A 13,147-nucleotide genomic window follows, 5' to 3' on the forward strand; every position below is an offset into this window, starting at 1 on the left:
GCCCAGCTTCCCCGCCCTCACCGACGACGAACTCGACCGCGTCCAGCACGCACTCCGGGCCGCCCTCCAGGCACAGGGGAAGGGGTGAGGTCAGGCCACCTCGGACAGCATCGCTGAGATCACCGGCTCCACGGGGCCGTCGGCCACGATGCGGCCGGCATCCAGCCGGATGGCGCGGGTGCACCAGCGCCGGGCGATGTCCATGTCATGGGTGGCGATCACCATGATGTCGGCGCCGGAGATAAGGTTCACCAGCCTTGCCTCGGCCTTCTCCATGAAGGCGGCGTCGCCGGCCATGAACCACTCGTCCATCAGCAGGACCTGCGGCTGCATGGCGGTAGCGATGGCGAAGGCCAGGCGGATGGACATGCCGGCCGAGTAGCCCTTGATCGGCACGTCCATGAATTCGCCGAGCCCCGCGAAGGCCGTCACCTCCTCCTCCAGCGCTGCCTGCCCGGCCAGGTCGAGGTTCCGGTAGAGGGCGCGCAGGCGGACATTCTCCCGCCCCGTGCTGTCCGGATCCATGCCGGCGGCGGGGTCGATGAGGGAGCCGACCGAGCCCTCGATCCGCAACTCTCCTCCCACGGGTTCGTAGATCCCGGCGAGCGAGCGGAGCAGCGTCGTCTTGCCCGCGCCGTTGCGGCCGACCAGCGCGACCCGCTCCCCGGACTCGATGCGGAAGTTGAGGTCGCGCAGGGCGCTGACCACCACGCGGTTCGCCTCGTCCGTCCGCACGCGCACGGCGGCCCGGGCCAGGAGGCGCTTCTTCAGGCTGCGCGCGCCCAGGTGGTAGAGCGGGAACTCGACCCGCAGGTCCTTCGCTTCGATACGGGCCATGAGCCTAAACCCAGAAGGCCAGCCGCCCGCGGAAGCGGACGAAGAAGGCGAGGGACACGGCGCCGAGCGCCAGGGTGTAGAGGATGGCCGCCAGCCAGACGAGGGGCTGGCCCCCGCCCTCGACCAGCGGGCCGCGGATCGTCTCCAGAAGCGCGTAGAAGGGATTGAGCGGAAGCCACACGGCAAGGTCCTTCAGAAGCTCCGGCTTCCAGAGAATCGGCGTGAGGAAGAAAGCGAGCTGCATGACGTTCGCCACGATTGGGGCGATGTCGCGGAACCGCGCGCAGAGCATTCCCAGCAGGATCGAGGCGAAAAACGCGTTGGCCAGGAGGAGGCCGATGCCCACGAGGGCCAGCAGCGCCTCGGGGCCGGGAAGATGGCCGAAGAGGAGGAAGACCAGCGGGATGAGGGGCAGGCTGTGCGCCGCGGTCAGCCCGTTGCGGAACACGCTGCGCAGGGCGTGGACGGTGAACGGGATGCGGAGCTGCCGGATCACGCCCTCCGCGCTCGTCATCGAGGTGCAGGCATCCGTCACCATGCCGGCGAGGATATTCCAGACCACGAGGCTGACGGTGAGATGCGGCAGGTACTCGCCCAGGCTGAGCCCGAGGAGCCGGGAATAGAGAAGCCCCAGCCCCATCATCATCAGGACCGTCGAGAGGGTCATCCAGAACGGCCCGATCACGGAGCCGCGGTAGCGGTTCCGCAGATCGAGTCTCGCGAGAGCCCAGGCCAGCCGCCAGGAGGCGAAGCCCTTTCGCAGGTCGGCGCGCGCCAGCTCCGCGCGGCGCGGCGCGGCGGCGTTGAAGGCGTAGGTATCGGGGGCGAGGAGCGGGCCTGCGAGCATCGGGCGGGCCTATACACCGGCCAGTGCCCCGCCGGCCAGCGCCGGGCGGGGCACCTGGGTCCGGCTACCGGTAGACGACGCCGGGCGTGGCGCCATATCCCGCCGGAGCGCCATAGGCGGGCGGTGCGCCATAGGCGGGCGGCGCGTAGCCGCCGGGCGGGGCATAGGCGCCGGCCGGTGCATAGGCCGTCGGCGGCGGCCCGCCGGCGGCGCGGCTGAGCCGGGTGCGGTCGCCGCGGGAGATCACGACGCGGTCCCCGGCCTGCAGCCCCTCCTCGTTCGTCTGCACCGTCTGGAAGTCGCCGCCCGTGTCCTCGCGCACGGTGAACTCCACGGCCTGGGCGGTGCTGACGCCGGACCCCAGGGCATTGCCGGCGAGCCCACCGAGCAGTGCCCCGCCAAGCCCGCCCAGCACGTTCGAGCGGGGGTCGCCGCCGATGAAGGAGCCGGCCACGCCGCCCGCCACGGCGCCCGCGGCCGTTCCCAGGCCGCTGCCATTGCCCCGGACGGTTACGGGGCGGGTGCCCACGATGGTTCCATAGGAAACGGCCGCCGTGCGGCCGATTGCGGCGGTCGTATAGGTGCCGCCGGTCTGCTGCGGCGCGCAGGCGGCGACGCCGCCGGCGAGAACAGCAACCGCCAGGCCGGCGCGCATGATCGAGAGGGAGCGGTGACGGACGGGCATGGCATTCCTCCGGAAAAGGATGAGTAAACGCGAAGATCGAGTGTTCGGCTGACTCCGACCAGCCCCGCTCAATATTCCGATACATGCGGCGGGCCAGTCTTCCCTGCGATTCTGCCGCCACAAGGCCGCAAAGTCTCCTTGCCGCGGCCGCAAGCATCCGTTAGCCCTGGCAACGCGAGAGTTGATCGCAACCGGCGGTGGCCGGCGGTGGCGCGTGGGGACGCGGTGCCGTTGGCTTCCCGCGCCCGCCGGGCAACCGGCAGGGCAGAGGACAGGGGGTTGAGGGGGATGAGCCTGATCGCTCATGGCGCATTCGCGCCGAGCCTGCGCGCGGCGAGCGCGTCCGGCCTGCACGCGGTGAGTGCGCCCGGCCTGCGCCGAGGCGCGCGGGCCCTGGCCGTGATGTCGGTGGTGGCGGCGCTGGCGGCCTGTGGCAGCCAGCCCCAGACCGGCCCGACCACCAGCTACCGCTCCGCCGCTTCCAACCGACCGGCCAGCTACGATCCGCCCGGTCCCTCCTCCGATCCCTGGGGCCCCTATATCCGCGAGGCCTCGGGCCGCTTCGACGTGCCGGAGCGCTGGATTCGCGAGGTGATGCGCCAGGAGAGCGGCGGCCGCCTCAGCGCCACCTCCCGCGTCGGGGCGATGGGGCTGCTGCAGCTCATGCCCGGCACCTATTCCGAGCTGAATGCCAGGCACGGGCTGGGGGACGACCCCTACCACCCCTGGTCGAACATCATGGCCGGCACGGCCTATATCCGCGAGATGTACGACCTCTACGGCTCGCCGGGCTTCCTCGCGGCCTATAACGGCGGCCCGAAGCGCCTGGAGAACTATCTCTGGGCCGGTGGCCGCATGCCGGAGGAGACGCGCAACTACGTCGCCCGCATTGGCCCGCGCATCCAGGGCGCGCATCCCAGCCGCCGCGCGCCGGACGAGGTCTACGCCGCCGCCGATATCGGCCTGAACCCGCCGTCCCGCCGGACGGGCGATCCGGGCACCATGCTCGCCCTGCGCGAGCAGCGTCGCGCCGTGGACCCCGGCATCCAGCCCGTGCAGCTCGCCGGCACCGTCATCCGCATGGAGCCGATCCCGGACGGCTCGACCTATGCCGAGTCCTCTGCGCCCGCGCCGGTGCCGGCCCAGCCGCAGCTCGCCCAGACGCAGCTCGCCTCGCTCGGCCCCAACGTCATCCGCATGGAGCCGATCCCCGACGGCTCCACCTACTCGCGCGAGCCCGCGCCTGTCGTGGTTTCGCGGATGGACCCCATCCCCGATGGCTCCACCTACTCGCGGGAGCCCGCGCCGGTGGTGGTGTCGCGGATGGAGCTGATCCCCAACCCGCCCACCCCCGCCGCGGCCCCGATGTCCCCGCCCTCGCGCCCCTTCGCCGTCGCACAGGCCGAGGCGCGCCCCTCCGCGCCCGAGCGCCCGGCGCAGCGCGGCTTCTTCCTCGTTCCCCCGGCGCAGGCCGGCACGCTCCCGGCTCCGGTGGCGCGGCAGAACGGCATGCCCCCGGGCGTGATGCGCGCCGGCGTTCCCTCCGCTCCCGCGGCTTCCGGCAGCTGGGCGATCCAGGTCGGGGCCTTCGCGAGCGAGAATCTGGCGCGCGACGCCGCCGGCCAGGCGCGGAGCGGCGCCGGGAACGGCAGCCTCTCCGTCACCCCCGTCGCGCAGGGCCGTGGCACGCTGTACCGCGCGCGGGTCACTGGCCTCTCGCGCGACGCGGCGCAGAGCGCCTGCGACCGCCTGCGCGCGCGCGGCAGTTGCATGGTGATCTCGCCCGACGCGCAGGGCTGAGCGGCAAGGCCCAACGCTACCCACGAACGAGAAAGGCCGGGGAGGGATCCCCGGCCTTTTCTTTTTCCGTGCCCAGCCCGGCCCTCAGCTGCCGGAGACGACGGCGCCCCCGAAGCTCCGCTCGACGAAGGCCTTCACCGCCGGATCCGCGTAGCCCGCCGCGAGCCGGGCGGCCCAGGGGGCCTGCGCGTCGGCGCGGCGCACCACGACGAGGCAGGTATAGGGGTTGGTCCTCGCGCCCTCGGCCGATTCCGCGACGAGGCTGTCGCGCCCGGGCTGCAGCCCGGCGGGCACGGCGTAGTTGCCGGTGATGGCGGCGGCGTCCACGTCGTCCAGCGCGCGGGCGATGGTGGCGGCCTCCAGCTCCACGACGCGGATGCGCTTGGGGTTCTCGGTGATGTCGGCCACGGTCGCCCGGAAGTCGGCGCCGGGGCGTAGCCTGAACAGCCCGGCCTCGGCCAGCAGCACGAGGGCGCGGCCGCCATTGGTCGGGTCATTCGGGATGGCGACGCGGGCGCCGCTCGCCAGCTCGTTCAGCGACTTCACCTTGCGGCTGAACACGGCCATGGCCGTCAGCACCGTCTTGCCGACGGGCACGAAGTCGTAGCCGCGCTGCGACTTCTGGGCGTCCAGGAAGGGCTGGTGCTGGTAGGTGTTCGCGTCGATCTCGCCGCCCTGCAGGGCCACGTTGGGCTGGATAAAGTCGGAGAACTCCGTGATCCGGACGACGAAGCCGTCCTTGGCGAGGGTGTCGCGCACCTGCTCGAGCACCTGGGCATGGACCCCGGACGTCACCCCGGCGCGGAGCGGGCGGGCCGCGGTGCCGATGGCGGCACCTTGGGCGAGGGCGCCGCGCGCGAGCAGCAGCGCGGGGGCGGCGAGGAGGAGGGGGCGGCGAAGCATGGCGTGATCCTTTCGGGTCAGAAGGCGGGGACGACGGAGCCCTGGAACGTGGCCTGGACGAAGTTCTTCACCTCGTCATTCTGATAGGCCGCGAGCAGGCGCCGCACCCAGGGGGCGTCCCGGTCCGGCTGCCGCACGACGATGAGGTTGGCATAGGGGCTGTCCGCCCCCTCGATGGCGATGGCGTCCCGAACGGGGTTCAGCCCGGCATTGATGGCGTAGTTCGTGTTGATCGCGGCCAGTTCCACCTCTTCCAGCGCGCGGGGGAGCTGCGCGGCCTCCAGCTCCACCACGCGGATGCGGCGGGGGTTGGCGGTGATGTCGGCCACCGAGGCGGTGTGGTCGGCGCCCTCCTTCAAGCCGAAGAGCCCGGCCCTGGCCAGCAGCACGAGGGCGCGCCCGCCATTGCTTGGGTCGTTCGGGACCGCCACGCGGGCGCCGGCCGGCACCTCGCCCGGCGCCTTGTGGCGGCGGGAGTAGAGGCCCATCGGGAAGATCATGGTCTTGCCGACGGAGACCAGCGGCAGCCGCCGGTCCCGCACCGCCGCGTCCAGGAAGGGCTGGTGCTGGTAGGAGTTGGCGTCGAGGTCCCCGGCGGCGAGGGCCGCGTTGGGCTGGATGTAGTCGGTGAACTCGACGATGCGGAGGACGAGCCCGTCCCGTGCCGCGATCTCGCGCACCTTCTCCATCGTCTGGGCATGCGGCCCGGCGGTGACGCCGATGCGGAGCGGGCGCGCGGCCGTTCCGATATCCTGCGCTAGGGCGGCGGCGGGGGCGAGGGCGGCGAGGGCCGCGAGGGAACGGCGTGTGACGGGCATTGTTCTTCTCCCAGATGTCAGCGCCGGCTGAAGCGCCGGACGAGGAGGTCGCCCAGGGATTGCAGCCCCTGAACAAAGATGATGAGGATCAGCACGACGGTGGCCATCACCTCCGGCATGAAGCGCTGGTAGCCGAAGCGGATGCCGAGATCGCCCAGCCCGCCGCCGCCGATCGCCCCCGCCATGGCGGAGTAGCCGACCAGCCCGACGAGGGTGACGGTGATGGCCGCGATGATGCCGGGCAGGGCCTCGGGCACCAGCACGCGCGTCATGATCTGGGTGCGGGTGGCGCCCATGGCGCGGGCGGCCTCGATCACGCCGCGGTCCACCTCGCGCAGCGCGTTCTCGAAGAGGCGCACGATGAAGGCGGTGGCGGCCAGGGACAGCGGCACGAGCGCCGCCGTGGTCCCGATGGAGGTACCGGCCACCAGCCGCGTGAAGGGCACGATCGCCACCATCAGGATGATGAAGGGCGTGGAGCGGATGGCGTTCACCAGCAGCCCGATCGGCCGGTTGACCCAGCCGTTCGGGGCCAGGCCGCCTGGCGCGGTGGTGTGCAGCAGCAGGGCGAGCGGCAGGCCGAGGGCGATCGCGACCACGGCGCCGCCGAAGGTCATCAGCAGGGTCTGCCAGGCGGCCTCGATCAGGAGGTCCGTCAGCGCGGGCGGCAGCCAGGGGATCATGCCGGGTCCTCCCCGATCTCGGTGACGTCGAGGCCCAAGGCCCGCATCCAGGCCGTGGCCTCCGCGATGGCGGCGGGCGGGCCATAGGCGGCGAGCGCCATGAGGCCGTAGGGTTCCGCCCCGATCGCGTCGATGCGGCCGGAGACGATGTTCAGGTCCAGCCCGTAGCGGCGGGAGGCCTCGCTGACCACGGCACGGGTGGAGGAGGGACCGGCGAAGAGCACCTGCAGGAGCCGCCGCTCCTCCCCCGGATTCGCGTCGGGCAGGCGGGCCACCGTGCCGGGCGGCACGACATGGCCGATCACCTCGGAGACGAAGCGGCGGGTGGTGGCGTGGGCGGGGCGGGTGAAGACGTCGAAGACGCGGCCCTCCTCGATCACGCGCCCGGCCTCCATCACGGCCACCCGGTCGCAGATGGCCTTCACCACGGCCATCTCATGGGTGATCAGCAGCACCGTGAGGTCCAGCCGGTCGCGGATGGAACGGATGAGGGAGAGGATTTCCTCCGTCGTCTCGGGATCCAGCGCGCTCGTCGCCTCGTCGCAGAGGAGGATGCGGGGGCGGGAGGCGAGGGCGCGGGCGATGCCCACCCGCTGCTTCTGCCCGCCCGAGAGCTGGGCGGGGTAGTAGTCCCGCCGCTCCTCCAGCCCGACGAGCGGCAGAAGCTCGGCCACTCGCGCCTCCCGCTCGGCCTTCGGCACGCCGGCGATCTCCAGCGGGAAGGCGATGTTGCCCGCCACGGTGCGGGCGGAGAGCAGGTTGAAGTGCTGGAACACCATGCCGATGCCCCGCCGCGCCCCGCGCAGGGCGGCCTCGTCCAGCGAGGTGATCTCCTGGCCCAGCACGGTCACGCGGCCCGAATCCGGCCGCTCCAGCAGGTTCACGCAGCGGAGCAGGGTGGATTTGCCCGCGCCCGAGCGGCCCACAATGCCGAAGATCTCCCCCGGCGCGACCTCAAGGGAAACCCCGTCCAGCGCCCAGAGCGGCGTGCCGCGCCCGCGGAACTCGCGGGTCAGGCCGTGCAGGGATATGGCCGGCCGCGGGCCGGGATCGTCGGGCATGGTGCGGACCCTGAAGGGGATGGAAGGGCGGTCAGGCCCGCGGGGTCTGCCACGAGGGGCGGCGCTCGGAAACCGTCCGGGCCGCCATTCGGACCCTGGCTCGATCCCGGCGGCAGCGCGGCGCCTGCCGTGGCGAAATTTCTCCTGAATTCTGGCGTGATTTTCGGAATCGCACCTAAGGCGCGCGTGCAACGCTGTCAACGCGCCCGGGTTGCCCCGGACCCTGCCGGGCCGCACCATGGCCCGCATGGACATCCAACGCTTCGAGGCGCTGGTGGTCGGCGCCGGCATCGGCGGCGCGACGGCCGCGGCCCATCTCGCCCCCACCCGCCGCACGGCCCTCATCGAGGCGGAGGAGAGCGCGGGCTATCACACCACCGGCCGCTCCGCCGCGATCTGGATCCTGAACTACGGCACGGCGGACGCGCAGAGTCTCACCGCGGCCTCGGGCGACTTCTTCCGCAACCCTCCGCCGGGCTTCGCGGATGCGCCGCTGATGGCACCGCGCCCCGTCGTCCATCTCGCGCCCGAGGATCAGGTCCCGGCGCTGGAGGCGCTGATGGCGCGGGGGGAGGGGATCGAGCCGATCACGCCCGGGGCCGTGCGCGCCATGGTGCCGGCGCTGCGGCCGGGCTACGCGGTGGCGGCCGCGATCGAGCGCAACGCCTTCGACATGGACGTGGCCGCGCTGCATGCCGGCTTCCTTCGCCTCCTGCGCGCCCATGGCGGCGTGCTCGCCCTGCGGCGGAGGGCCGGGCGCCTCTGGCATGAGGGCGGGGCCTGGCATGCCGAGACCCGGGACGGCACGGTCTTCGCCGCGCCCGTGCTGGTGAATGCCGCGGGCGCCTGGGGGGACGAGGTCGCGCGCATGGCGGGGGTGGCCCCGCTCGGCCTGCAGCCGAAGCGGCGCACGGCGCTGATCGTCGATCCCGCGCCCCACGACGTCACGGCCTGGCCTCTGCTCGGCGACGTGGCCCATAGCTGGTACGCCCGGCCGGAGGCGCGCAGCAAGCTGATGGTCTCCCCGGCCGACGAGACCGACAGCGATCCCCTGGACGCCCAGCCGGACGAGCTGGACGTGGCCATCGCCGTGGACCGGTTCGAGACGGCGCTCGACATCCCCGTGCGCCGGGTGGAGCACCGCTGGGCCGGGCTGCGGACCTTCACCCCCGACCGCGGCCTGGCCATCGGTCCCTCTGGCACGCCGGGCTTCTTCTGGAACTGCGGCCAGGGCGGCTACGGCATCCAGACCGCGCCCGCCGCCGGGCGGCTGCTGGCGATGCTGGTGAACGGGGAGGACCCCGAAGGCCTGCGGGACGTGGTGCCCCTCGTCGATCCCCGCCGCTTCGCAAAGGTGACCGCATGACCGAGCTTCCCACCTACGAGGATGTCCGCGCCGCGGCGGCGCGGCTGGCCGGGCGGGTCGTCCGCACGCCGATGCTCCGCCATCCCCTACTGGACTCCCTGACGGGCGGCACGGTGCTGGTGAAGCCGGAGCCGCTCCAGCGCACCGGCTCCTTCAAGTTCCGGGGGGCGACGAATGCCGTGACGCGGCTCTCCGCCGCTCAGCGCGCGGGCGGGGTGGTGACCCATTCCTCCGGCAACCACGGCCAGGCGATCGCCTGCGCCGCCGCCTCCGAGGGGGTGCGCGCGCTGATCGCGATGCCGGAGGATGCCCCCGCCATCAAGGTGGAGAGCACCCGGCGCTGGGGCGCGGAGATTATCCATTTCGACCGGCTGGGCACGGACCGCGACGCGCTGGCCGACCGGCTGGCCGAGGAGCGCGGCGCCGCCCTGATCCCGCCCTTCGACCATCCCGACGTGATCGCGGGCCAGGGAACCGTCGCTCTGGAGCTGATCGAGGATGCGGCCGCCGCCGGGCTCCGCATGGACGCGCTGGCCGTCTGCACCGGGGGCGGGGGGCTGGTCGGCGGCTGCGCCCTGGCCGTGGAGGGCATGAGCCCGGGCACGGAGGTCTTCGCCGTGGAGCCGGAAGGCTGGGACGACACCGCCCGGTCGCTTGCCGCCGGCGAGCGGCTGCGGGCGGACGGCAAGGGCTCCACCTTCTGCGACGCGCTGCTCTCGATCGCCCCGGGGCGGATCACCTTCGCGGTGAACCAGCCCCGGCTGGCCGGCGGTGTCGCCGTGACGCCGGACGAGGTGCTGAAGGCGATGCGCTTCGCCTTCGATCACCTGAAGATCGTCGCAGAGCCGGGCGGCGCGGTGGCGCTGGCCGCCGTCCTGGCGGGGCATGTCCCCGCCAGGGGCCGCACGGTCGGCGTGGTGATCAGCGGTGGGAACGTGGACCCCGCCGTCTTCGCGCGCGCCCTGGCCTGAGCCGGGGCGCGAGGGCTCAGGAGTAGCCCTTCTCCTCGCGGTCCGCGGCGGCCGCCTCCTGCGTCTCGGCGCCGATATTCTTCGTCGTACTGCCCGCCTCTCCGGTGCCCGAGCCCTGGTTGCCCGGGCCCTGGCTGCCGGAGCTCTGCGAGCCGCCGCTCCCGCCGGAGCCGGCCGCGGCGCCGCCCTCGGCCGGGCGGAAGTCGAAGTTGCCGCCCTCGCTCTGCCAGGTCTGCACGGTCAGCACCTTCGCGCCGCCCTTGCTCTCGTGCGGGCCATGCACCACGCCCTTGGCGTGAGTGAGAAAGGCGCCGACCGAGAGGGGCTCGCCGGCCTCGATCAGGTCGCCCTCCAGCACGTAGTGCATCTCGGACCCGGCCTCGTGGTAGTGCGCGGGGATCACCCCGCCCGGGGGCAGGTGGACAATGGAGGTGACCACCCCCTTGTCCCGGTCCTCGTTCAGGATCTGGATCCGGAACTCGCCGGTCGCGCCGGGGATCTCGAAGGGAACCGCCTCGCCCGCCTGGGCCATCCGCAAGCCGCTGTCTGCCACTGTCGCCTCCGCTCGTTCGAGCGGAACGAACGTGGCGGTGGATCGGGAAGTTGCCAGGGGCGGTCGCGGCCTCGCCCGGGAGAACCTAGCGCGGCACTCCCGCCGCCCAGGCCGCGATCCGTTCCGCCGCCACTTCCCACCCCGCATCGAGCATGACGAGGTGCCCGGCCCCGGACAGGACCTCCACCGGAACGCCGTGCCAGGCGGCGCAGCGCTCCACGGCATCGCGCGGGATGAGGCGGTCGTGCTCCGCGGCCTGCACCAGCACGGGGCGGCCGTGGACCCAGCCGGGGACAATGGGCTGCGGCATCTGCGCCTCCATCAGCGCGGCCGGAGATTCGTGGCCGAGCCGGGACGCGTAGCGGAGGGCGGCGGCCGGATCCATCGCGGGGCCGAACAGCCCGCGCAGCACGGCGGGGGAGGGTTCGCCCGGCCCCGTCATCCGCGCCACCTCGTTCCAGAGGACGGGGTCGGAAGCGACCAGATGCGCGTTGGCCCACCACAGCCCTTCCGGCGGCACGGGGGCGATGAGGGCGGCGCCGCGCACCCGGGGATCGTCCAGCAGGCGCTGCCCGATCAGCGCCCCCAGCGAGTGCCCGACCAGCAGCGCCGGCCCGCGCACCAGGGCGGCGCGCACGGCGGAGAGCCGGTCATAGAGGGTGTGCCCGTCCAGCGTCAGGGCCTCGCAGGGGTGCCCGGCGGCCGCGAGGCGCTGGGCGAAGCCCTCGGCCCAGATCCAGGGGCCACAGGCCGCGCCGTGCAGCAGGAGCAGCCGCGCGCGGGCCGGCTGCCCCGCCGGCGGGTCGAAGCGGGGGTTCATGCGCCGAGCCCGGCCGCGGCGGCGTCCGCCACGCGGCGGCGGCGCAGCGCGTCCACCGTGGACTGGGCAAGTCCCGCCGCCACTCCCATGCGCTGAAGCGCGAAATCGGCGATTCCCAGGGCAACCTCCCTTTCCCCCATCACGGCAAGGCCGGTGGAGTCCTGATGTCGAAGCCAGTCCACCTCGGCATCCTGATGGGCGCGCACCGTCACCGCGAGCCCGGGATTGGCGGCCTGCGCCAGCTCCACGACCCGCCGCGCCTCCCAGGCGAGGGGCAGGGTGACGATCAGCAGCCGGGCGCGGACGACCCCGGCTGCCTCCAGCATCTCGGGCTGGGTGGCATTGCCCCAGAGCACGGGCACGCCCTGCGCGCGGAGCATCCCGGCCCGCTGGCGGTCGTCCTCCACCACGATGACGGGCAGGTCGTGGCGGCGCAGCGCGGCCGTCACCAGCACGCCCACCCGGCCGTAGCCGACCACGATGGCGTGCCCCTCCGGCCGGTGCGGGACGGCGCGGAGGCGCTCCTCGCTCTCATGGGCCGGGCGGGACCTGTCCGGCATCCGGGCGGCGAGCGCCGCAAAGGCCCGGAAGGTGAGGGGCATGAGGAGGATGGCGCCGAAGCTGCCCAGCAGGATCGGGCCGCGCAGGGCGGAGGGCAGGATGCCCTGCCCGATCGCCAGCTCCATCAGCACGAAGGAGAACTCGCCGATCTGGGCGAGGGCGGCGGCGACCGTCGCGGCGGTCGCGGGCGGAACCCGCAGCGCGACGAGGAGGAGCAGGGTTCCGCCCCCCGTGCCGAGCAGCACCACGGCGAGCGCGAGCAGGGAGACCAGCGGCGCGTCCAGCACCGAGCGGGGATCGAGCAGCATGCCGACCGAGACGAAGAAGATCGCCGCGAAGATCCGCTGCAGCGGCAGCGTCTCGGCCGCGGCCTGGTGGCCGAGGTCGCTCTCGCCCAGCACCACGCCCGCGAAGAAGGCGCCGAGGGCGAAGGAGACGCCGAAGAAGGTGGAGGCGCCGAAGGCCACGCCGAGCGCGACCGCGACGACGGCCAGGGTGAACAGCTCCCGCGAGCCGGAGCGGGCCACCCTCTCCAGCCCCCAGGGCAGGGTGCGCCGGCCCACCACCAGCATCAGCGCCGCGAAGCTGGCGAGCTTCGCGACGGCGAGGAGGGCCGCGCCCGCGATCCCGTCATGCCCGCCGGAGGCCGCGGGCACGAGAACGAGGCCGAGCACCACCAGCAGGTCCTGCAGGACGAGCCAGCCGAGCGCGATCCGCCCCGCCTCGCCCGAGAGCCGCACGCGCTCTTCCAGTGCCCGGGTGGCGACGGCGGTGGAGGCGATGGCGAGGGTCAGGCCGAAGACGAGGGCCGGGCCGAGGCCGAGGCCGGGCAGGGCCATGGCGAGCGCGGCGCCGAGCAGGGTGCTGATCGCCACCTGCGCCGTCGCCCCGGGCACCGCGACCCGCCACACCGCCAGCAGGTCCCGCGAGCGGAAATGCAGCCCGACGCCGAAGAGGAGGAGCCCGACCCCCACCTCGGCCATGGTGCTGGTGAAGGCGCCGTCGATGCTGACACCGGGCGTGTTCGGGCCCACCACCACGCCCGCCACGAGGTAGCCGACCAGCGGCGGCATCCGCAGCAGCCGCGCCGCGAGCCCGAAGAGGAAGGCGACGGCGAGGCCGATGACGAGGCTGGCGAGGAACGGCGGCGCGTGATGCATCGGACATCCCTTGTCGCAGCCGGCGGGGGCGAGGGCCAGGGCGGATCGGTGGAGGGACGGTGGCCTTTTCGCGGCGCTCCCC

13 protein-coding genes are annotated in these 13,147 nt (G+C 73.4%); 3 read left to right on the plus strand and 10 right to left on the minus strand.

The window, feature by feature from the left end; translation table 11 throughout:
- Positions 1–90: 90 nt before the first annotated feature.
- From FHS87_RS01955 to FHS87_RS01965, 3 genes are all read right to left on the minus strand, one after another.
- A complete protein-coding gene (locus tag FHS87_RS01955) occupies positions 91–837 on the minus strand; it encodes an ABC transporter ATP-binding protein (RefSeq protein WP_184513347.1) in 747 nt (248 codons plus the stop codon).
- Positions 838–841: 4 nt separating this feature from the next.
- On the minus strand, positions 842–1,684 hold the full coding sequence (locus FHS87_RS01960) for an ABC transporter permease (RefSeq protein WP_184513349.1): 843 nt from the start codon (positions 1,682–1,684) through the stop codon (positions 842–844).
- Positions 1,685–1,748: 64 nt separating this feature from the next.
- A complete protein-coding gene (locus FHS87_RS01965) occupies positions 1,749–2,369 on the minus strand; it encodes a glycine zipper 2TM domain-containing protein (protein ID WP_246417776.1) in 621 nt (206 codons plus the stop codon).
- 288 nt (positions 2,370–2,657) lie between these two features.
- Between FHS87_RS01965 and FHS87_RS01970 the strand changes: the two genes are divergently transcribed.
- Positions 2,658–4,169, plus strand: a complete 1,512-nt coding sequence (locus tag FHS87_RS01970; RefSeq protein ID WP_184513351.1) for a lytic transglycosylase domain-containing protein — start codon at positions 2,658–2,660, stop codon at positions 4,167–4,169.
- 84 nt (positions 4,170–4,253) lie between these two features.
- Here the strand turns inward: FHS87_RS01970 and FHS87_RS01975 are convergent, their stop codons facing one another.
- The 4 genes from FHS87_RS01975 to FHS87_RS01990 are packed head-to-tail and all read right to left on the minus strand — an operon-like array spanning position 4,254 to position 7,634.
- Positions 4,254–5,072, minus strand: a complete 819-nt coding sequence (locus FHS87_RS01975; protein WP_184513353.1) for a MetQ/NlpA family ABC transporter substrate-binding protein — start codon at positions 5,070–5,072, stop codon at positions 4,254–4,256.
- Positions 5,073–5,089: 17 nt separating this feature from the next.
- Complete coding sequence (locus tag FHS87_RS01980) at positions 5,090–5,890, minus strand: MetQ/NlpA family ABC transporter substrate-binding protein (RefSeq protein ID WP_184513355.1); 801 nt, start codon at positions 5,888–5,890, stop codon at positions 5,090–5,092.
- A 17-nt stretch (positions 5,891–5,907) separates the two neighbouring features.
- Positions 5,908–6,573, minus strand: coding sequence for a methionine ABC transporter permease (locus tag FHS87_RS01985; protein WP_221299431.1), 666 nt, complete (start codon positions 6,571–6,573; stop codon positions 5,908–5,910).
- Positions 6,570–7,634 (minus strand): methionine ABC transporter ATP-binding protein, encoded by a 1,065-nt coding sequence (locus FHS87_RS01990; protein ID WP_184513357.1) that lies wholly within the window; start codon positions 7,632–7,634, stop codon positions 6,570–6,572. Before FHS87_RS01990 ends, FHS87_RS01985 begins: the two co-directional genes overlap by 4 nt.
- Before the next feature lie 247 nt (positions 7,635–7,881).
- On the opposite strand from FHS87_RS01990, the gene FHS87_RS01995 reads away from it, so the two are divergent.
- Both FHS87_RS01995 and FHS87_RS02000 read left to right on the plus strand, forming a co-directional pair.
- On the plus strand, positions 7,882–9,000 hold the full coding sequence (locus FHS87_RS01995; RefSeq protein WP_184513359.1) for an NAD(P)/FAD-dependent oxidoreductase: 1,119 nt from the start codon (positions 7,882–7,884) through the stop codon (positions 8,998–9,000).
- Positions 8,997–9,971, plus strand: a complete 975-nt coding sequence (locus tag FHS87_RS02000; protein ID WP_184513361.1) for a threonine ammonia-lyase — start codon at positions 8,997–8,999, stop codon at positions 9,969–9,971. Before FHS87_RS01995 ends, FHS87_RS02000 begins: the two co-directional genes overlap by 4 nt.
- 16 nt (positions 9,972–9,987) lie before the next feature.
- Here FHS87_RS02000 and FHS87_RS24135 read toward each other — a convergent pair whose 3' ends face one another.
- From FHS87_RS24135 to FHS87_RS02015, 3 genes are all read right to left on the minus strand, one after another.
- Positions 9,988–10,524 (minus strand): cupin domain-containing protein, encoded by a 537-nt coding sequence (locus FHS87_RS24135; RefSeq protein WP_184513363.1) that lies wholly within the window; start codon positions 10,522–10,524, stop codon positions 9,988–9,990.
- An 85-nt stretch (positions 10,525–10,609) separates the two neighbouring features.
- The gene (locus tag FHS87_RS02010; RefSeq protein ID WP_184513365.1) at positions 10,610–11,344 is read right to left on the minus strand and encodes an alpha/beta hydrolase; all 735 of its coding nucleotides are present in this window, start codon (positions 11,342–11,344) and stop codon (positions 10,610–10,612) included.
- Positions 11,341–13,065, minus strand: a complete 1,725-nt coding sequence (locus FHS87_RS02015) for a cation:proton antiporter domain-containing protein (RefSeq protein ID WP_184513367.1) — start codon at positions 13,063–13,065, stop codon at positions 11,341–11,343. Before FHS87_RS02015 ends, FHS87_RS02010 begins: the two co-directional genes overlap by 4 nt.
- Positions 13,066–13,147: the final 82 nt, after the last annotated feature.

It is taken from the genome of Muricoccus pecuniae, from assembly GCF_014199205.1.
Lineage (GTDB): Bacteria > Pseudomonadota > Alphaproteobacteria > Acetobacterales > Acetobacteraceae > Roseomonas > Roseomonas pecuniae.

Coding starts and splice junctions, on each gene's coding strand:
- FHS87_RS01955 (WP_184513347.1), bottom strand. CDS start 837: ATGGCCCGTATCGAAGCGAAGGACCTGCGGGTCGAGTTCCCGCTCTAC.
- FHS87_RS01960 (WP_184513349.1), bottom strand. CDS start 1,684: ATGCTCGCAGGCCCGCTCCTCGCCCCCGATACCTACGCCTTCAACGCC.
- FHS87_RS01965 (WP_246417776.1), bottom strand. CDS start 2,369: ATGCCCGTCCGTCACCGCTCCCTCTCGATCATGCGCGCCGGCCTGGCG.
- FHS87_RS01970 (WP_184513351.1), top strand. CDS start 2,658: ATGAGCCTGATCGCTCATGGCGCATTCGCGCCGAGCCTGCGCGCGGCG.
- FHS87_RS01975 (WP_184513353.1), bottom strand. CDS start 5,072: ATGCTTCGCCGCCCCCTCCTCCTCGCCGCCCCCGCGCTGCTGCTCGCG.
- FHS87_RS01980 (WP_184513355.1), bottom strand. CDS start 5,890: ATGCCCGTCACACGCCGTTCCCTCGCGGCCCTCGCCGCCCTCGCCCCC.
- FHS87_RS01985 (WP_221299431.1), bottom strand. CDS start 6,573: ATGATCCCCTGGCTGCCGCCCGCGCTGACGGACCTCCTGATCGAGGCC.
- FHS87_RS01990 (WP_184513357.1), bottom strand. CDS start 7,634: ATGCCCGACGATCCCGGCCCGCGGCCGGCCATATCCCTGCACGGCCTG.
- FHS87_RS01995 (WP_184513359.1), top strand. CDS start 7,882: ATGGACATCCAACGCTTCGAGGCGCTGGTGGTCGGCGCCGGCATCGGC.
- FHS87_RS02000 (WP_184513361.1), top strand. CDS start 8,997: ATGACCGAGCTTCCCACCTACGAGGATGTCCGCGCCGCGGCGGCGCGG.
- FHS87_RS02010 (WP_184513365.1), bottom strand. CDS start 11,344: ATGAACCCCCGCTTCGACCCGCCGGCGGGGCAGCCGGCCCGCGCGCGG.
- FHS87_RS02015 (WP_184513367.1), bottom strand. CDS start 13,065: ATGCATCACGCGCCGCCGTTCCTCGCCAGCCTCGTCATCGGCCTCGCC.